Here is a 17,997-nt window from a genome sequence, read left to right on the forward strand (position 1 = left end):
CTCAGCCCATCTGCCACATGACGCTGCGCAGGATCAGCCAGACGGAGCCGATGATCAGCAGCAGGAAGGTGACCAGCGCACCGCCGAACCGTCCGGGCGTGGTGCCGGAGGCCTTCGACAGGCCGCTGGCATGCGCGATTCGCGACAGGAACAGCAGCGCCCCGAAGACATGCAGGGCAATCGGGTTCTCCCCCGCCAGTTCCAGCAGCAGCAGGATCAGCAGGCCGAACGGAACATATTCGGTGAAGTTGCCATGCGCCCGGATCAGGCGCGCACCGGTCTCGCTGTCTCCGTCACCGATGCCGACGCCGGTCTTGCGCCGAAACCCGATGACGCGGAACGACAGCACGATGAGCAACAGGCCCAGCAGGCCCGCATAGAGCATGGTAATTGTCGGGATCATGGCATCTCTCCTTGGGCGAATACCGCTACAGCCTGCGCAACCGTCCCCGATAAGGCGGCGGCGCGCAACAGGCTTGCGTTTCACCGGCGCGAGCCGACCCGCGCGGGCGTCTGGAGAAATCCGGTGAACCGACCTACCTTTGCCGCCAGCAATCTGATCCAGGGAACAGGTAACAGAACATGACTGCACGTATCCTCGCCTTCGCCGGAAGCATCCGCCGTGATTCCATCAACCGCAGGCTGGCACAGGCCGCCGCACGTGGTGCGGAGGCCGCCGGCGCGGAGGTCACCTGGCTGGAACTGGCCGACTGGCCACTGCCGATCTACGACGGCGATCTGGAGGCGGACAGCGGCTTCCCCGAGAATGTCATCGCGCTGAAGGACATGTTCGACGCGCACGACGGCCTGCTGATCGGCTGCCCGGAATACAACAGTTCCATCACGCCGCTGCTGAAGAACACCATCGACTGGATTTCCCGCCCGATCGAGGGTCGGCCGCCGCTGCATGCCTTCCAGGGCAAGGTCGCCGGTCTGGTGGCCGGGTCCGGCGGCGCGCTGGGCGGCCTGCGCGGGCTGGTGCATGTGCGCGCGATCCTGGGCAACATCGGTGTGCTGGTGGTGCCGCAGCAGCGGGCGCTGAGCTGCAGCGCGGAGACCTTCGACGCCGACGGCGCCGTGCTGGACGAAGCCGCGCGGAAGTCCATCGAACTGGTCGGCAGTCGCGTCGCGACCGTCGCGGCGGCGCTGAAGCAGGCCTGAGTCAGACCGGTAATCCGGCGTGCGCCTGCCATCCCGCGCGCGGGGAGTCTTTCCCGCCTGACGCAAATCGGACTACCATCCCGGGAAACACGTCCTGGGGAGGAACGACCATGCGGATGGGTGCATACAAGGGTTTCGAACTTTCGCTCAGCGATCCGGGCATCCTCTGGGTGACCCTGAACCGGCCGGAGCGGAAGAACGGCATGACGTCGGCCATGAAGCGGGACCTGATCGAGGCGCTGACCCATGCGCAGATGGACGATTCAGTGCGCGTCATCGTCTTCATCGGCAGCGGCGATTCCTTCTCCGCCGGGGACGACCTGAAGGGCTATGCCACCGGCATGCGGGAGGAAGCGGGGGAGGTGCCGCTGATCCCGCCGGGCCACGACACCGGCATCGGCACCTATGACGGGCTGCGCTGGATCTCGCAGCAGCTGAACACCACCATTCGCCAGATCGACAAGATCACCATCGCCGCGATCAACGGGGTCGCGATCCAGACCGGGTTCTCGCTGGCCCTGTCCTGCGACTTCCGCATTGCCGCCACGACCGCGCGCATGGGCAGCGCCACCCTGCGCTTTGCCCTGTTGCCGGACGAGGGCGGGCAGGCCCTGCTGGTGCAGCATCTGGGCCTCAGCCGCACGATGGACTTCCTGATGCGCAAGCGCATCGTCACCGGGGCGGAGGCGGCGGAGATGGGGCTGGTCAGCAGCGCCGTCGCGCCGGAGGACCTGAAGGCGGAGGCCGAGGCGCTGGCGCGGGAGATGGCGGAGGGACCGCAGGTCGCCATGCGGCTGCTGAAACGCTCCGTCTACAATGCCGCCGAGATGACCTGGCCGCAGGCGCTGGACGACATCGCGGGCAAGACAGCGGTGGTGGATCACCACCCCGACGCGCAGGAAGGTGTCGCCTCCTTCAAGGAACGCCGCAGCCCCGCCTTCAATGCCTGGCTGGATGACAAGGCGCGGGACGCCGGATGACCGGCACGGCCCCCGGCGAAGACAGGCTGATCCTGTCCGGCATTCGCGTGATCGACGCCGCGACCTGGATTGCAGGGCCGACCGCGGCCACCGTCATGGCCGATTTCGGCGCGGATGTGATCAAGGTGGAGCCGCCCGCCGGTGACGGCTATCGCCGCCTGAACGACACGCCCGGCTTCCCCGTTGCCGATACCGACTATGCCTGGCAGCTCGACAACCGCAGCAAGCGCGGCATCACCATGGACCTGGGTCAGGACCGGGATCAGCAGCGGTTGCACGCGCTGGTGGCCAGTGCCGACGTCTTCGTCACCAATCACCCGCTGCCGGTGCGGCGCAAGTTCCGCCTGACCTATGATGACCTGTCGGCCCTGAACCCGCGCCTGATCTATGCCTCCCTGACCGCCAAGGGGGAGGTGGGACCGGAAGCGGACGGATCGGGCTTTGACCTGACGACCTACTGGGCGCGGTCCGGGCTGATGCATCTTGTGCGCCCCGACATGGCGGGGCCGCCCGCCACCTCGGTTGCCGGGCAGGGCGACCACCCGACCGGCATCTCCCTGTTCGCGGCGGTCATGCTGGCCCTGTACGAACGAACGATGACCGGCAGGGGCCGGGAGGTCCATACCTCCCTGATCGCCAACGGGCTCTGGTCCAATGCCGTGCTGACCACCGCCTCCCTCGCCGGGGCAGAGATGAAGAACAAGCGCCCGCGCCACGACCCCTGGACCGCGATGGTGAACTACTACGAGACCCGCGACGGGCGCTGGTTCATCATGTCCGCGCTGGATCCGGACCGGGACTTCCGGCGTCTGACCGAAGTCATCGAACAGCCCGGCCTGCTGACCGACCCGCGCTTCGCCACCGTCGAGGCGCGGTCCGAGAATGCGGTGGCCCTGACGGCGGTCTTCGACGTCGCCTTCCGCCAGCGTGACTGGGCCGAATGGCAGGTCCGTCTGGGCGAGACCCGGCTGGCCGTCGGTCCCGTGCTGACGCCGGACGAGTCAGCCGCAGACCCGCAGGCGCGGGCCGTCGGCGCGATCCGCGACACGGATGAAGGCGCGCTGCTGCCCCACCTCATCGATACCCCGATCTGGGTCTCCGGCCAGAACAAGGTCGCCCCCCGCCGCGCCCCCACCCCGGACGAGCACGGCGACGCCATCCGCGAAGCCCTGGATGCGGGACGCTCCCCCTGGGTGGGATAGGGTGAATCAGGTGGCCGCTCAGGCCGCCGTCTTCGTGTCCACGATCTCGACGATGTCGGCCATGATGGCGGCGAGGTCGAAGTCCTTCGGGGTGTAGATACCGGCGATACCGGCGGCCTTCAGGGTGGTGGCGTCGGCTTCGGGGATGATGCCGCCGACGACGACAGGGATGTCGCCCAGGCCTTCGGCGCGCAGCCCCTCCAGCACGTCGCGGGCGAGGGCGGCGTGGCTGCCGGACAGGATCGACAGGCCGACCAGGTGCACTGCCTCCTCCAGCGCCGCATCGATGATCTGCTGCGGGGTCAGGCGGATGCCTTCATAGACCACTTCCATGCCGGCATCGCGGGCGGCGACGGCGATCTGTTCGGCCCCGTTCGAATGGCCGTCCAGCCCGGGCTTGCCCACCAGGATCTTGATCCGGCGCCCCAGCCGTGCCGAGACTTCATCCACCCGCTTGCGCACGTCCACCAGGCTGGCGGCGGCAACGCCGATGGCCCCGCCGACACCGGTCGGTGCGCGGTATTCACCATAGATCTTGCGCAGCGTATCGGCCCATTCGCCGGTGGTGGCGCCCGCCTTCGCGGCGGCAATCGACGCCTCCATGATGTTGCGGTCTTCCCGCGCGGCCCGGTCCAGCTCCGCCAGCGCGGCCTCCACCGCCTTGCTGTCGCGGCCTTCGCGCCAGGCCTGCAGGGCAGCCACCTGATCGGTCTCCGCCGCATCATCGACGGTCATGATGGCATCCGCCGAATCGGCCAGCGGCGAGGGCGCGCTCTCCGTGAAGCGGTTGACGCCGATGACCGGAATGTCGCCGCGCATGATCGCCTGCACCCGCCGGGCATTGCTCTCCACCAGGGCTTCCTTCATGTAGCCGCTCTCGACCGCCGCCAGGGCACCGCCGAGCCTGTCGATGGTGGCCAGTTCCTCCCGCGCCGTGGCCTTCAGGGCCTCCACCTTGGCGTCGATCACGGGGGAGCCGTCGAAGATATCGCCATATTCCAGCAGGTCGGTCTCATAGGCCACGATCTGCTGCAGGCGCAGGCTCCACTGCTGGTCCCAGGGGCGCGGCAGGCCCAGCGCCTCGTTCCAGGCGGGCAACTGCACTGCGCGGGCGCGGGCGTTCTTCGACAGCACCACGGCCAGCATCTCGATCAGGATGCGGTAGACGTTGTTCTCCGGCTGCGGCTCCGTCAGGCCCAGGCTGTTGACCTGCACGCCATAGCGGAAACGACGGAACTTCTCCTCCTCCACCCGGTAGCGGTCGGCCAGCAGTTCGTCCCACAGGTCGACGAACGCGCGCATCTTGCACATTTCCTCGATGAAGCGGATGCCGGCATTGACGAAGAAGCTGATGCGCCCGGCAACGGCACCGAACATCTCCGCCGGGACCTCGCCGCGATCCCGCACCGTATCCAGCACGGCAATGGCGGTGGCCAGCGCGAAGGCCAGTTCCTGCTGCGGCGTCGCGCCCGCTTCCTGCAGGTGGTAGGAGCAGATGTTGGTCGGGTTCCACTTCGGCATCTCCGTCACCGTGAAGCCGATGACGTCGGAGATCAGTTTCAGGCTCGGCGCCGGCGGGAAGATGTAGGTCCCGCGCGAGAGATATTCCTTCACGATGTCGTTCTGCACCGTGCCCATCAGCTTCGTGCGGTCGGCCCCCTGCTCCTCGGCGGTGGCGACATAGAGCGCGAGCAGCCAGGGCGCGGTGGCGTTGATGGTCATGGAGGTGTTCATCTGCTCCAGCGGGATCTGGTCGAACAGCGCCCGCATGTCACCGATGTGCGAGATCGGCACGCCCACCTTGCCCACTTCCCCCTTGGCCAGCGCATGATCGCTGTCGTGGCCGGTCTGGGTCGGCAGATCGAAGGCGACGGAGAGGCCGGTCTGACCGCGCGAGAGGTTGGTGCGGTAGAGTTCGTTGGAGGCCCGGGCGGAGCTGTGACCGGAATAGGTGCGGATCAGCCAGGGCCGGTCCCGTTTGACTCCAGCAGTTTCCGCAGGGTTGGCGCCAGTTTCAGCATTCATCAGATTATTCCGTCACATTGATCATCTACGCACGAAAATTACGTCTTGCGTGCAGCAATGGAAATATCATATCACTTGCCGCGCTGCAAAACGCGTTTTGCGGCTGTGCAACATAAACCCGTTGCCCCGGAACGGTCCAGCGTATTGACTGGATGCGCGGCAACGGGCGCGTTAGAGCATGGTCGCGCAGAATTGGAGTAATGAGCATGGCCGAGATGCAGGCAGTCGAGAACACCCCCATCGACCCCAACAACGGCGATCGCCGTGACCTCTATGAAGTGGGCGAGATTCCGCCGCTGGGTCATGTGCCGCCGAAGATGTACGCCTGGGCGATCCGCAAGGAGCGCCATGGCAATCCCGACACCGCCATGCAGTGCGAGGTCGTGGACACGCCGGAACTGGACAGCCACGACGTGCTGATCCTGGTGATGGCCGCCGGCGTCAACTACAACGGCGTCTGGGCCTCCCTCGGCACGCCGCTGTCCCCCTTCGACATCCACAAGCAGCCCTATCACATCGCCGGTTCCGATGCCTCCGGCGTGGTCTATGCCGTCGGCTCGCGCGTGAAGCGCTGGAAGGTGGGTGACGAGGTCGTGGTCCATTGCAATCAGGACGACGGCGACGACGAGGAATGCAATGGCGGCGACCCGATGTTCTCCACGTCGCAGCGCATCTGGGGCTACGAGACACCGGACGGGTCCTTCGCCCAGTTCGCCCGCGTGCAGGACCGGCAGCTGATGCCGCGCCCGCGCCACCTGACGTGGGAGGAGAGCGCCTGCTACACGCTGACGCTCGCCACGTCCTACCGCATGCTGTTCGGCCATCGCCCGCACATCCTGCGTCCCGGTGACAACGTGCTGATCTGGGGTGCCTCCGGCGGTATCGGCTCCATGGCGGTGCAGCTCTGCGCCGCCGCCGGTGCCAACGCCATCGGCGTCATCTCCGACGAGACCAAGCGCGAGTTCGTCATGTCGCTGGGGGCCAAGGCGGTGCTGAACCGCAAGGACTTCAACTGCTGGGGACAGATGCCGACCGTGAACTCCGATGAATATCACGCCTGGACCAAGGAGATGCGGAAGTTCGGCAAGGCGATCTGGGACATCACCGGCAAGGGCAATGACGTGGACTTCGTCTTCGAGCATCCGGGCGAGAGCACCTTCCCCGTGTCCTGCATCGTGGTGAAGCGGGGCGGCATGGTGGTGTTCTGCGCCGGGACCACCGGCTACAACCTGACCATGGATGCGCGCTTCGTCTGGATGCGGCAGAAGCGGATCCAGGGCAGCCACTTCGCCAATCTGAAGCAGGCCACCCAGGCCAACCAGATGGTGATCGAACGCCGCGTCGATCCCTGCATGTCGGAAGTCTTCTCCTGGGACGACATTCCGCGTGCCCACATGAAGATGCTGGCGAACGAGCACAAGCCCGGCAACATGGCCGTGCTGGTCTCGTCGAAGCTGCCCGGCCTGCGCACCATCGAGGACGCGATCGAGGCCGGCAACGGCTGAGACCCCGCGTCCGCCACGTGCTGACAGGCATTGCCGACCGGCAATGCGACCGGCACGCGGCTGAACCTGTCCGGCCTGGCAGGCATCCCCGCAGGGGCATGTCCGTCAGGCCGGTCGCGTTGCGCGGCATTGCAGCCTGTATCTTCAGCGCAGGCTCTGGCCTATAACGCCGCCATCACTTCATTCCGCATATATTACGGGAGGCCACCATGCCCGATTCCGCACCTGTCCTGAGTGCCACTGACGAATCCCCCGTCCTGTCCGATCTGCTGCGCCTGTGCCGTGGCGCACTGGACGCCGCCGACCGCTACAAGCAGGTCGCGATCAACTCGGTTGCCGGGCTGGTCCGCAACGAGGAGGGCCGGATCGATGCGAAGCTGCTGGAGGTCAACCAGTACGCCAGCCACGGCCTCGCCTGGGTCGCAACCTATGTCGAGAGCCTGCGCGAGCTGCTGAACTGGGCCGAGCGGCTGGACCAGGAAGGCAAGCTGAACGAGCTGGAACGCCTGATCCTGCAGGCCGGTTACGGCGAATATCTGGCACAGCTCGGCAACGGCATCCCGATGAACCAGGGCGAGGTCGTGCGTCCGCAGGACCTGAACATCGACATGACCCAGGTGCAGCGCCTGGGCACGCCGGAAGTGCGCCGCCTGATCTTCAACGGCAATACCGCCGCCGTCCGCGCGCGCATCGCCGCGCTGCTGGACAACGCACTGGAGACCGGCAATTTCGGTGATCCGGGGCTGGACGAGACCTATGGCATGGTCCGCGACCAGTTCCGCAAGTTCGCCGACGACAAGGTGGCCCCGCACGCCCACAAGTGGCACCTGGACAACGAACTGATCCCCATCGAGGTCGTGAAGGAGATGGGCGAGCTGGGCGTCTTCGGCCTGACGGTGCCGGAGGAATATGGCGGACATGCCATGGGCAAGATGGCCATGTGCGTGGTCTCGGAAGAGCTGTCGCGCGGCTATATCGGGGTCGGCTCCCTCGGCACCCGCTCCGAGATCGCGGCCGAGCTGCTGCTGACCGGCGGTACCGAAGAGCAGAAGCAGCGCTGGCTGCCCGGCATCTGCTCCGGCGAGATCCTGCCGACCGCAGTGTTCACGGAACCCAACATCGGCTCCGACCTCGCCTCCCTGCGCACCCGCGCGGTGAAGGACGGCGATACCTACCGTATCACCGGCAACAAGACCTGGATCACCCATGCGGCCCGCGCCGACGTGATGACGGTGCTGGCCCGCACCAACCCGGATGAGCCCGGCTATCGCGGCCTCTCCATGTTCTTCGCGCCGAAGCCGCGCGGCGAGGACGGCAACCTGTTCCCCGCCGAGGGCATGAGCGGTGGCGAGATCGAGGTGTTGGGCTATCGCGGCATGCGCGAGTACGAACTGGGCTTCGATGGTTTCGAGGTCGGAGCCGAGAACCTGCTGGGTGGAGAGGAAGGCAATGGCTTCAAGCAGTTAATGGCCACCTTCGAATCCGCCCGGATCCAGACCGCGGCCCGCGCCATCGGCGTGGCCCAGAATGCGCTGGAGACCGGCATGCGCTATGCCAAGGACCGGGTGCAGTTCAATCGCCCGATCTATGAGTTCCCGCGTGTCCACGGCAAGGTCGCCTGGGCGGCTGTCGAGACCATGATCGCGCGGCAGCTGACCTATTTCTCCGCCCGCACCAAGGACGAGGGCCGCCGTTGCGACCTGGAGGCCGGGATGGCCAAGCTGCTGGGCGCCCGCGTCGCCTGGGCCAATGCCGACAATGCGTTGCAGAGCCATGGCGGCAACGGCTTCGCGCTGGAGTATGACATCAGCCGCATCCTCTGCGACGCCCGCATCCTGAACATCTTCGAAGGGGCCGGCGAGATCCAGGCCCAGGTCATCGCCCGCCGACTGCTCGAAGGCGCGAACTGACAACCGGCCGGCGTGGCAGTCCAACCAGACCGCCACGCCGAGCGGCTTCCGATCGCTTGACCTTCCAGTGACAGGAACCCCGACACTGCACGCCTGTGCAGGTCAAGGAGGATTCCCATGTCACCGATACGTCTGATAATCGTGATGGTGCTGGCCGGTCTGACTGGCGGTGCCGTCATCTGGCTGCTGGTTCGCGGCGGTACGTCTTAACAATCGCTGACGCATCTGGTTGACGTGTCCGTGCCCCAGCTTTCCGGTGCGGCGGCATCCGGGAAGGTCGTCTTTGACAGGAACTGCGTTGCCTGCCACGGCGCCAACGCCGGGGGCGGACTGGGTGGCCCGCCACTGGTCCACAAGATCTACGAACCCGGTCACCATGCCGACACCAGCTTCGTGCTGGCCGTGAAGAACGGCGTGCGGCAGCATCACTGGTCGTTTGGCAGCATGCCCCCGATACCCGGCGTTTCCGAAGCCGAGGTGAGTCAGATCATCGCCTATGTCCGGACCCTGCAGCGCGCCAACGGCATCCGCTGAACGACAATGTTTCGCTTGAACCGATCCGGTGACGGCAGCAGGCTTGTCGCTTCAGCGCGGACCGCGGCCCGATCCGGCACGGTCTTGCGCCAACCTGGGAGGGAACCATGTCAGCCGTTGTAACACTGGAACTGAGGATCAAGGACGAAGCCTGGGAGACGTTCCGCACCGAGTTTCCGAAGATCCTGCCCGACACGAAGGCGTTCGAAGGCTGCGAGGCGCTGAAGGGCGCCATCGATGAGGAAAACAAGACCATCTTCCTCTACGAGCAATGGCGTGACGCCGCCGATCACAAGAAGTACATGGCCTGGCGGCAGGAACGGGGTGACCTGGACCAGATGGGCAAGGCCCTGCGGGAACCGCCGATCCTGCGCACCATGGGCATGATGGACATCTGATCGGGCCCGCGTCAGCCGGACGTCCATCGTCCGGCTGACAGGCCGCTGTCGAACCCGCCATGTCGCGCGCGCGTCAGTGCGGGTCGGTGGCGGCGTAGCGCCAGTGACGGTGAAGGAGCATGAACGTGCCATGACTTCTTCTGGCGGAGGACGGGTGCAATGAAGACCCATGCACGGGCGGTGGTGATCGGTGGCGGTGTCGTCGGTGTTTCGACGCTGTATCACCTGGCGAAGAAGGGCTGGTCCGATGTCGTGTTGCTGGAGCGCAACGAGCTGACATCCGGGTCAACCTGGCACGCGGCCGGGCTGCTGCCGCTGTTCAACCTGTCCTACTCCGTCGGCCAGATCCACAAGTACTCGGTGCGCCAGTACGGCGAACTGGAGGCAGAGACCGGCCAGGACGTCGGCCTGCGCCGCGTCTCCAACATCCGCCTCGCCTCCTCGAAGGAGCGGATGGACGAATACCTGCAGTATGCCGGCGTGGCGGAGACTATCGGCGTCGATGTGCGCCAGCTGACCCCGAAGCAGGTGAAGGAGATCTGGCCGCTTTGCAACACCGACGATCTGATCGGCGCGATCCAGCATCCGGATGACGGGTACGTCCAGCCTGCCGACCTGACCCAGGCCTTTGCCACGGGCGCACGCCAGCGTGGTGCCACGATCTATCGCCAGACCCGCGTCACCGCCATCGACCGCACTGCGTCCGGGGAGTGGAAGGTCACCACCGACAAGGGCGAGATCACCTGCGAGCACCTGATCTCCGCCACCGGCAACTTCGTGCAGCAGACCGGGCAGATGCTGGGCCTGAAGATCCCCGTGATCCCCGTGGAGCACCAGTACATCGTCACGGAGGCGCATCCCGACATCCTGGCCCGCAAGGAACAGGGCCTGCCGGAGATGGGCGTGCTGCGCGATTCCAACGCGTCCTGGTACATGCGCGAGGAACGCGGTGGCCTGCTGCTCGGCCCCTACGAGAAGGGTGCCCCCGCCTGCTACATCAACGGCCCGAAGCCGGACGCCGAGTTCGAACTGTTCCAGGAGGATCTGGAGCGGCTGGAACCCCATATCGAGAGCGCCATCTACCGCGTCCCCGCCTTTGGCGAGGTCGGCGTGAAGCAGGTCTACAACGGTGCGATCTGCTACACTCCGGACGGCAGCCCGATCATCGGCCCGGCGTGGGACATGCCCAACCTCTGGCTGAACGAGGGCCACAGCTTCGGCATCACCGCGGCAGGCGGCGCAGGCTGGCAGCTCGCCGAATGGATCGTCGACGGGGAGCCGACCATCGACATGCTGGGCGTCGACCCCCGGCGCTATGGCGATTACGCCACGAAGTCGTATCTGAAGGTGAAGAACGAGGAAGCCTACGCCAACGTCTTCGTCACCCACTTCCCGGATGAGGAGCGGGAGGCCGGTCGCCCGCTGCGCACTGCCCCCTGCTACGACCGCCTGAAGGATCTGGGCGCCGTGTTCGGCCAGAAGTTCGGCTGGGAGCGCGCCAACTGGTTCGCACCGGAAGGTGTCCCGCAGGAAGACGACTGGTCCTTCCGACGCTCCAAATGGTTCGAGCATGTGAAGAACGAGGCGCTGAATGTCGCGGAGAATGTCGGCATTCTCGACATGACCGCCTTCGCCAAGTGCCGCATCTCCGGCCCCGGCGCACTGGATTTCCTGCGCAACCTGCTGGCCAACCGCCTGCCGCGTGTCGGGCGCATCGGCCTCTGCCATGCCCTGAACACCCGTGGCGGCGTGCACTCCGAGTTCACGGTGGTCCGCGAGGCATCCGACAGCTTCTACCTGGTCTCCGCCGGTGCCTACCAGCGCCTGGATCACGACTGGCTGAAGCAGCACATGCCGGCCGACGGTTCCGTCCGTTACGACCAGATGACCAACCAGAACGGTGTGCTGGTGATCGCCGGGCCGAAGGCGCGCGATCTGATGCAGCGGGTCTCCGATGCCGATTTCTCCAACGAGGCCTTCCCCTGGCTGACCGCCCAGCAGATCGACGTCGGGCTGGCCCCGGCGCTGGCCTGCCGCGTCAACTTCGTCGGCGAGCTGGGCTGGGAACTGCATCACCCGATCGAGTACCAGAACCACATCTTCGACGCGCTGTGGAACGCCGGGCAGGACCTGGGGCTGAAGCCCTTCGGCATCCGCGCCATGGACATGCTGCGGATCGAGAAGTCCTACCGCATGGTCGGCACGGAACTGTCCATCGAGTATGCGGCCTACGAATCCGGTCTCGACCGTTTCGTGCATCCCAACAAGGGCGAGTTCATCGGACGTGACGCCCTGGTGGAGTGGCAGCAGCGCGGTTTCAGCAACGCCTTTGCAACAGTCGAGGTCCATGATGTGACCGATGCCGACGCACTCGGCAACAATCCGGTCTATCTGGACGGGGCACTGGTGGGGCGGGCAACATCGGGTAACTATGGACCACGCACCGGAAAATCACTCGCCATGGTCATGGTGCGCCCCGACCTGGCAAAAACTGGTACGGAACTTGAAATGAGAATTCTGGATCGGATGCACCGAATTACAGTTCTCGATGAAAGCCCGTTTGATCCGGAGAATACGCACCTTCGCGCCTGACCGCTCTCTCCTCCCCAGAATGACGTCGGCGCGAACAGCCCCGTCGCCCCACCTCCCCGGGGCGGCGGGGTTTTCCTTTGCGGCCGACCTCCCCTCCGACGGACGGCATCAGGGTCCGAAATGAACAATAAACAGGCAGTTGACCGGTTTCGCGTCAGGCTGGCTGCGATCTGGCGGCCCGTACCTCGATCCGGCGGTAGTACGCCCCCAGGGTCACCGTCCGCGCGACATTGAAGATGCTCAGGCTAGCCCAGAGGCCATGGTTCCCGAACATGTCCGGCAGGGTCAGGATCGCCACGACGAAGACCCCGAGCGACAGGATCATCGCATTGCGCATCTCCGCTGTCTGGGTCGCACCGATGAAGATGCCGTCCAGCTGGTAGCACCAGATCGCGAGCAGCGGATAGAGCACGATCCAGAACAGGTACGCCTCTGCGGTCGCCTGGACATCCGGCTGGTCCGTCATGACGGCGATCAGCAGGGGGCCGCCAACCAGATAGATGATCGCGACGCCGACAGCGACGATCAGGGCCCAGATCGTGCTGGCAACCACAGCCTCCCGCAATGCGCCAAGGCTGCGCGCGCCCAGCGCCCCGCCGACCAGCGCCTCCGCCGCGAAGGCGAAGCCGTCCAGACCGTAGGCCAGCAGGTGCACCATCTGCATCAGGATCGCATTGGCGGCCAGCGCCAGATCCCCCAGCCGGGCGCCCACACGGGTGGCCCAGGAGAAGGCGATGATCAGGCAGGCCGTGCGCACGAAGATGTCGAAGTTGGCGCTGAGCAGCCGCCTGCCCTGCACGGGATCGAGAATGGCAGGCCAGTTGAACCGCCCCCCGTGCGGGCGCAGCACCCGCAGGGCGACAACGATACCCAGGATCGCCGCTGAATATTCACCGATCAGGGTTGCCCAGGCGACGCCCGGAACCCCCATGTCCAGCCCCACGACGAACAGCAGGTCCAGCGCGATGTTCACCCCGTTCAGCCAGATCTGGATCGCCAGCGCCAGCCGGGGCCGCTGCATGCCGATGAAGAACCCCAGCAGGGCGTAGTTCACCAGCGCCGCCGGCCCGGTCCAGACACGGATGGAGAAATATTGCTCCGCCAGACCCTGCACGGTCGCGCTGGGGTCGAGCAGGTGGATCGCCCCGGACCAGAGCGGTTGCTGCAGCGTCACCAGCAGGGCACCGAACAGCACCGCAATCAGGATGGCGCGGCCCAGGATCGCCCGCACCTCGGTGAAGTCGCCCGCGCCCATGGCCTGCGCCACGAACCCCGTGGTGCCCATGCGCAGGAACCCGAACATCCAGAAGATGCCGGTGAAGGCGGCGGCACCGATGGCGACCGCGCCGATATATTCCGGTCCGGGCAGACGGCCGACGACCGCCGTATCGACAAGGCCCAGCAGGGGCGTGGTGACGTTCGACAGGATCACGGGCCAGGCCAGGTGCCAGACGCGGATCAGTGTCGCCCGGTCCGTGCCGCTCACGCCGCCCGCCGGTAGCGGCCCGCCATGCGGTCCTGCAGGCCGTACCAGGCCATCGCCGGCCCCAGGAACCAGGGCCACCCGCGATAGTAGAACCGCCCCGGAAACGCCATGTCGTCGAAGGCTGTCCGCCCGGCCAGGTCACCCAGTGCCTTCTGCCCCAGCTTGTGGCCGAGCCAGACCGACATGGCCACGCCCGAGCCGCCGTAGCAGAGCGCATGGCCGATCCGTTCATCCATCCCGATCTTCGGGAAATGGTCGAAGCTGAAGGCCACCTTGCCCCACCAGCAGTGGGTGATCCGCGTGCCATCCAGCTCAGGAAAGATCTGGCCGATGCGATTGCCGATGTACTGCGCCAGCCGCGGCCCCTGCTTCGCGGCGAACAGGCCGGGGCGCGTGCCCAGCAGGATGCGCCGCCCGTCAGGGCTGGGCCGGAAATAGTTCAGCAGGTTGAAACTGTCGGTGATCATCCGCCCGCTGGGAATCAGCCGCTCCACCAGGGCCGGGTCCAGTTCCTCCGTCGCCGCGATGGCGCTGGTGACGGGAATGACGCGGCGCTGCAGGTCGGGTTGCAGGTTGCCGGTATAGCCGTTGGTGCAGATCAGCACCCGGTCGGCATTGATATAGCCGAGACCCGTGTCGAGGCGGATGAAGTCATCCTCCTCCTCCAGTCCCAGCACGGCGGTCCGCGCCAGCACGGTCACCCCGGCGTTGCGGGCCGCATCCATCAGGCCGTCGTGGAACTTCGCCGGGTGCAGGCCGCCGGTTCGGGACTGCACCCGCCCCCCGGCATAGAGCGGGCTGGCCAGGAACTGCGCCTGCTCCTCCGCACTGACCATTGTCGCACCAATGTCCCCGCGCGCCGCCTGCTCCGCCGCCAGCGCGGTCTCCATCGCCCGGAAATGTGCCGGATTGACCGCCGGGTAATACCGCCCCATCCGCCCGAAGTCGCAGTCGATGCCCAGGTCGAGGATCAGCCGCTCGACATAGTCGACCGCGTTCGCGGGCTCCGCCATCAGGGCCTTTGCGCGTTCGCTGCCGAAGGTCTTTTCCAGCTTCGGAAAGGATGGCTTCAGCCGGTCGCCCACCATGCCGCCGTTGCGGGTGCTGGCGCCGTCGCCGGGATCCTCAGCATCGAAGACAACCACCTTCGCGCCACCGCGCGCCGCGGTCAGTGCGGCGGAAAGACCGGTGTAGCCGCCACCGACAATGGCAACATCGGCACGGGCGGGCATCTCCGGTTCAGGCGGCGCATGGCGCTTGCGGGCATCCCACCACCAGGGTCGGAAGACCAGGTCGTCGGCCAGCTTCAGGCGGGCGGATGTCGTCATTTCGGTTCGAAGTTCCCGGGCAGATCTGCAGAATCAGTCGCGCCAGGAAGTATCCTTCCGATCGATCTCCCGCACCAGCGCTTCGAAGATCCGGTCAGCCGCCGTCGCGCCCTCACCTTCGAAATTGTCCATGACGCCCTGGGAACGGTCGACGATTGCCTGTGTCACGGGAATGATCGGCTGCCCGCTCTGCTGGGCCATCATCTGGACATCGCAGGCCCTCTGCAGGGTCCAGATGCGCTGGAACGCCGCCGCCGCGGTATGGCCACAGGTCAGCAGCCCGTGACTGCGCAGGATCATGTAGTTCTTCTCACCCAGGTTGGCGACAAGCCTTGTCTTCTCATCCGCGTCGCAGGTTACACCTTCGAAGTCGTGATAGGCGACCCGGTCGCCGATGATCGCGCCATAGAAATTGTCACGGGACAGCCCCGCAGCCTGACAGGCCACCGCCACACCCGTGGTGGAATGCGTGTGCATGACGCAATGCGCATCTTCGCGTGCTGCATGGATGGCGGAGTGGATCACGTAGCCCGCCGGGTTGATGCCCCACTCACTGTCCCCAATGATGTTCCCGTCCAGATCGACCTTGACCAGGTTGGAGGCCGTGACCTCCCGGTACCAGAGTCCGTAGGGATTGATCAGGAAATGATGCTCCGGACCGGGCACCCGCAGGGTGATGTGATTGAAGATCAGCTCGTACCAGCCGAAATGGTCGAAGATGCGATAGGTGGCCGCAAGCGACTGTCGCGCCTGCCATTCCGCATCACTGCAGTTGGCCCGAACTGAAGAAACTGGCCTTGAACCATCAGCCATGATACTTGCCTCCGTCTGAAATACCGTTGCGGCAACTTACCATGTGACGGTGGACGATTGGCAATTTATCTGCCGCCATTTGGCAATGTCCGCCTGACCATCGTTCTCTCTGATGTGCGACATTCTGACAGTGTAATCGAACGTGATGCGACCAACCATCGCGGGCTGTATTCTGATTTACTTGTTCAATAAATTCATGATTCCTTCAGGAAATACTTTCATTTCTCTCGTAAATGACTAGATTGCGGCTCGAATCCTTGGTCCGGAGCGATCATCGAGACGATTCAAGTTCTGAGAATTGCAAACAGGAGTTGCCGCCATGGCATCGATTACGGCTGAGAATGGTGCCACCACGCAGCATGATCTGCTCGAAATGACCGCAGAGGTCACCGCCGCGTATGTTTCCAACAATGTTGTCGCTTCCGATGAACTGCCGGAACTGATCAACCGCATCCACACCGCCCTGGCCGGTGCAGGCACCTCCGAGCCGGAGCCGGAGGCCGAGAAGCAGAAGCCGGCTGTCTCCGTGCGTCGCTCCATCACCCCGGACTATCTGATCTGTCTGGAAGACGGCAAGAAGCTGAAGATGCTGAAGCGCTATCTGCGCACCAACTTCAACATGTCGCCGGAAGACTACCGCGCGAAGTGGAACCTGCCGTCGGATTACCCGATGGTCGCACCCAGCTACGCCGAGAAGCGGGCCGAGATGGCAAAGGCCATCGGCCTGGGCCGCGGGGGCCGTCGTCGCCGCGCCTGATCGCTTCAGGCAACCTGATCTGCCGGACGGGCCGTCCCGCACTGTGATCGCAGTGATGGTGCGGCCCGTTCTGCGTCTCGCCGGCTCCGGACGAAACCGGGCACGGCTTGATCGCCTGTTTCACAGGCGGCAGACTTCCCGGCCACAACAGATCAACACCTCATGCAGATCGGACAGTCATCATGCGAGCCTGGGAAATCATTTGCGGTGACGGCGTCGATGCGCTGAACCTGGCGGAACGGCCAACGCCGACGCCCGGCCCCGGCGAGGTCCGGCTGAAGATCAGTGCCAATTCGATCAACTATCGCGACCTCAGCACCATCGAGGATCCGATTACCCGCAAACTGCCATTCCCCACCGTACCGAACTCGGACGGGGCCGGGGTCGTGACCGCTGTCGGTCCCGGCGTCAGCCTGAAGGAAGGCGACCGCGTCACCTCCTGCTTCTTCGAGGACTGGACCGCCGGGGAGATCAGCGCCGCCGCAATGGCATCCGCACTTGGTGGCGCGCGTCAGGGGGTGCTGGCGGAGGAAGTCATCCTGCCCGAACGCGGTGTCATCCCGACCCCGGCACACCTGACGGATGCGGAGGCGGCCACCCTGCCCTGCGCCGCGCTGACCGCGTGGCACGCGCTGACCCAGCCGCGACCGGTGCTGGCGGGGGAGACGGTGCTGCTGCTGGGCACCGGTGGTGTCTCGGTCTTCGCACAACAGTTCTGCGCGATGATGGGGGTGCGGACCATCGTCACCTCTTCCTCCGACGAGAAGCTGGCGCGCATGAAGGCGCTGGGCGCGGATGAAACCATCAACTACCGCACCACGCCGGACTGGGATGCGGCGGTGCTGGACCTCACCGGTGGCACGGGCGTTGACCGGGTGGTGGAGGTCGGCGGCCCCGGCACCTTCGACCGGTCGGTGAACGCGGTGCGTGTCGGTGGCATCATCGGCCTGATCGGCATTCTGACCGGCGCCGCCGGACAGGCGAGCCCGACAGCGATCATGCGCAAGTCGGTGACGATACGCGGCATCTATGTCGGTCCCCGGTCGATGTTCGCCGACATGAACCGCGCCATCACCACCCACGGCCTGAAGCCCGTGATCGACCAGTCCTTCGCGTTCGCGGACGCCCGCGCCGCCTACCACACCATGCGCGCCGCAAGCCATTTCGGAAAGCTGGTGATCGAGGTCTGAGCCGACGTTGCGTCAGCGGGGGCGGGAGCGTTCAGCGGGACTGCCCCCACCCTCACGATGCTCGCGGACCTGATCCGCGAGCCCAGTCTCCCACGCCGGAGCGGCACTCCTGGGTA

General features: G+C 65.7%; 15 protein-coding genes. 10 read left to right on the forward strand and 5 right to left on the reverse strand.

Going from position 1 to position 17,997, the window contains the following annotated elements:
* Window position 1 precedes the first annotated feature (1 nt).
* Window positions 2–403, reverse strand: a complete 402-nt coding sequence (locus tag QGV55_RS16440) for an MAPEG family protein (protein WP_281019552.1) — start codon at window positions 401–403, stop codon at window positions 2–4.
* Between the two features lie 179 nt (window positions 404–582).
* On the opposite strand from QGV55_RS16440, the gene QGV55_RS16445 reads away from it, so the two are divergent.
* The 3 genes from QGV55_RS16445 to QGV55_RS16455 all read left to right on the forward strand — a co-directional run bounded on the left by QGV55_RS16445 (window position 583) and on the right by QGV55_RS16455 (window position 3,343).
* Entirely contained in the window at window positions 583–1,161 is a 579-nt protein-coding gene (locus QGV55_RS16445; RefSeq protein ID WP_281019551.1) for an NAD(P)H-dependent oxidoreductase, read from the forward strand.
* Between the two features lie 110 nt (window positions 1,162–1,271).
* Window positions 1,272–2,141: an enoyl-CoA hydratase/isomerase family protein gene (locus QGV55_RS16450; protein ID WP_281019550.1), complete on the forward strand. Its 870-nt coding sequence runs from the start codon at window positions 1,272–1,274 to the stop codon at window positions 2,139–2,141.
* Complete coding sequence (locus QGV55_RS16455; RefSeq protein WP_281019549.1) at window positions 2,138–3,343, forward strand: CoA transferase; 1,206 nt, start codon at window positions 2,138–2,140, stop codon at window positions 3,341–3,343. The genes QGV55_RS16450 and QGV55_RS16455 overlap by 4 nt, the downstream gene beginning before the upstream one ends.
* A gap of 18 nt (window positions 3,344–3,361) precedes the next feature.
* On the opposite strand, the gene QGV55_RS16460 is transcribed toward QGV55_RS16455, so the two are convergent.
* Window positions 3,362–5,368, reverse strand: coding sequence for a protein meaA (locus tag QGV55_RS16460; RefSeq protein ID WP_281019548.1), 2,007 nt, complete (start codon window positions 5,366–5,368; stop codon window positions 3,362–3,364).
* Between the two features lie 206 nt (window positions 5,369–5,574).
* On the opposite strand from QGV55_RS16460, the gene ccrA reads away from it, so the two are divergent.
* The 5 genes from ccrA (at window position 5,575) to QGV55_RS16485 (ending at window position 12,307) form a co-directional block, all read left to right on the forward strand.
* The gene (ccrA, locus tag QGV55_RS16465) at window positions 5,575–6,873 is read left to right on the forward strand and encodes a crotonyl-CoA carboxylase/reductase (protein WP_281019547.1); all 1,299 of its coding nucleotides are present in this window, start codon (window positions 5,575–5,577) and stop codon (window positions 6,871–6,873) included.
* A 209-nt stretch (window positions 6,874–7,082) separates the two neighbouring features.
* Window positions 7,083–8,783, forward strand: coding sequence for an acyl-CoA dehydrogenase family protein (locus tag QGV55_RS16470; protein ID WP_281019546.1), 1,701 nt, complete (start codon window positions 7,083–7,085; stop codon window positions 8,781–8,783).
* A 234-nt stretch (window positions 8,784–9,017) separates the two neighbouring features.
* Complete coding sequence (locus QGV55_RS16475) at window positions 9,018–9,317, forward strand: cytochrome c (RefSeq protein ID WP_281019545.1); 300 nt, start codon at window positions 9,018–9,020, stop codon at window positions 9,315–9,317.
* Window positions 9,318–9,424: 107 nt separating this feature from the next.
* Window positions 9,425–9,715 (forward strand): antibiotic biosynthesis monooxygenase, encoded by a 291-nt coding sequence (locus QGV55_RS16480; protein ID WP_281019544.1) that lies wholly within the window; start codon window positions 9,425–9,427, stop codon window positions 9,713–9,715.
* 159 nt (window positions 9,716–9,874) lie between these two features.
* A complete protein-coding gene (locus QGV55_RS16485; RefSeq protein ID WP_281019543.1) occupies window positions 9,875–12,307 on the forward strand; it encodes an FAD-dependent oxidoreductase in 2,433 nt (810 codons plus the stop codon).
* Window positions 12,308–12,461: 154 nt separating this feature from the next.
* On the opposite strand, the gene QGV55_RS16490 is transcribed toward QGV55_RS16485, so the two are convergent.
* Genes QGV55_RS16490 through QGV55_RS16500 form a run of 3 tightly spaced genes read right to left on the reverse strand, consistent with a single transcriptional unit; the run spans window position 12,462 to window position 15,934 of the window.
* Window positions 12,462–13,793 (reverse strand): MATE family efflux transporter, encoded by a 1,332-nt coding sequence (locus QGV55_RS16490; RefSeq protein ID WP_281019542.1) that lies wholly within the window; start codon window positions 13,791–13,793, stop codon window positions 12,462–12,464.
* On the reverse strand, window positions 13,790–15,121 hold the full coding sequence (locus QGV55_RS16495; protein WP_281019541.1) for an FAD-binding oxidoreductase: 1,332 nt from the start codon (window positions 15,119–15,121) through the stop codon (window positions 13,790–13,792). Before QGV55_RS16495 ends, QGV55_RS16490 begins: the two co-directional genes overlap by 4 nt.
* Before the next feature lie 33 nt (window positions 15,122–15,154).
* Window positions 15,155–15,934, reverse strand: coding sequence for a class II aldolase/adducin family protein (locus tag QGV55_RS16500; RefSeq protein ID WP_281019540.1), 780 nt, complete (start codon window positions 15,932–15,934; stop codon window positions 15,155–15,157).
* 319 nt (window positions 15,935–16,253) lie between these two features.
* Here QGV55_RS16500 and QGV55_RS16505 point away from each other — a divergent pair, with 319 nt between their 5' ends.
* Together QGV55_RS16505 and QGV55_RS16510 are read left to right on the forward strand one after the other, a co-directional pair.
* Window positions 16,254–16,691, forward strand: coding sequence for a MucR family transcriptional regulator (locus QGV55_RS16505; protein WP_281019539.1), 438 nt, complete (start codon window positions 16,254–16,256; stop codon window positions 16,689–16,691).
* Window positions 16,692–16,873: 182 nt separating this feature from the next.
* Window positions 16,874–17,881, forward strand: a complete 1,008-nt coding sequence (locus QGV55_RS16510) for an NAD(P)-dependent alcohol dehydrogenase (RefSeq protein WP_281019538.1) — start codon at window positions 16,874–16,876, stop codon at window positions 17,879–17,881.
* Window positions 17,882–17,997: the final 116 nt, after the last annotated feature.

Source organism: Minwuia sp. IMCC3009, from assembly GCF_029909415.1.
In the GTDB taxonomy this organism is placed as follows: Bacteria; Pseudomonadota; Alphaproteobacteria; order Minwuiales; family Minwuiaceae; genus Minwuia.

What these genes read in the sequence shown, in the direction of transcription:
- QGV55_RS16495 (WP_281019541.1), bottom strand. Translation starts at nt 15,121, where the DNA reads ATGACGACATCCGCCCGCCTGAAGCTGGCCGACGACCTGGTCTTCCGA.
- QGV55_RS16505 (WP_281019539.1), top strand. Translation starts at nt 16,254, where the DNA reads ATGGCATCGATTACGGCTGAGAATGGTGCCACCACGCAGCATGATCTG.
- QGV55_RS16500 (WP_281019540.1), bottom strand. Translation starts at nt 15,934, where the DNA reads ATGGCTGATGGTTCAAGGCCAGTTTCTTCAGTTCGGGCCAACTGCAGT.
- ccrA (WP_281019547.1), top strand. Translation starts at nt 5,575, where the DNA reads ATGGCCGAGATGCAGGCAGTCGAGAACACCCCCATCGACCCCAACAAC.
- QGV55_RS16485 (WP_281019543.1), top strand. Translation starts at nt 9,875, where the DNA reads ATGAAGACCCATGCACGGGCGGTGGTGATCGGTGGCGGTGTCGTCGGT.
- QGV55_RS16510 (WP_281019538.1), top strand. Translation starts at nt 16,874, where the DNA reads ATGCGAGCCTGGGAAATCATTTGCGGTGACGGCGTCGATGCGCTGAAC.
- QGV55_RS16445 (WP_281019551.1), top strand. Translation starts at nt 583, where the DNA reads ATGACTGCACGTATCCTCGCCTTCGCCGGAAGCATCCGCCGTGATTCC.
- QGV55_RS16450 (WP_281019550.1), top strand. Translation starts at nt 1,272, where the DNA reads ATGCGGATGGGTGCATACAAGGGTTTCGAACTTTCGCTCAGCGATCCG.
- QGV55_RS16460 (WP_281019548.1), bottom strand. Translation starts at nt 5,368, where the DNA reads ATGAATGCTGAAACTGGCGCCAACCCTGCGGAAACTGCTGGAGTCAAA.
- QGV55_RS16455 (WP_281019549.1), top strand. Translation starts at nt 2,138, where the DNA reads ATGACCGGCACGGCCCCCGGCGAAGACAGGCTGATCCTGTCCGGCATT.
- QGV55_RS16470 (WP_281019546.1), top strand. Translation starts at nt 7,083, where the DNA reads ATGCCCGATTCCGCACCTGTCCTGAGTGCCACTGACGAATCCCCCGTC.
- QGV55_RS16480 (WP_281019544.1), top strand. Translation starts at nt 9,425, where the DNA reads ATGTCAGCCGTTGTAACACTGGAACTGAGGATCAAGGACGAAGCCTGG.
- QGV55_RS16440 (WP_281019552.1), bottom strand. Translation starts at nt 403, where the DNA reads ATGATCCCGACAATTACCATGCTCTATGCGGGCCTGCTGGGCCTGTTG.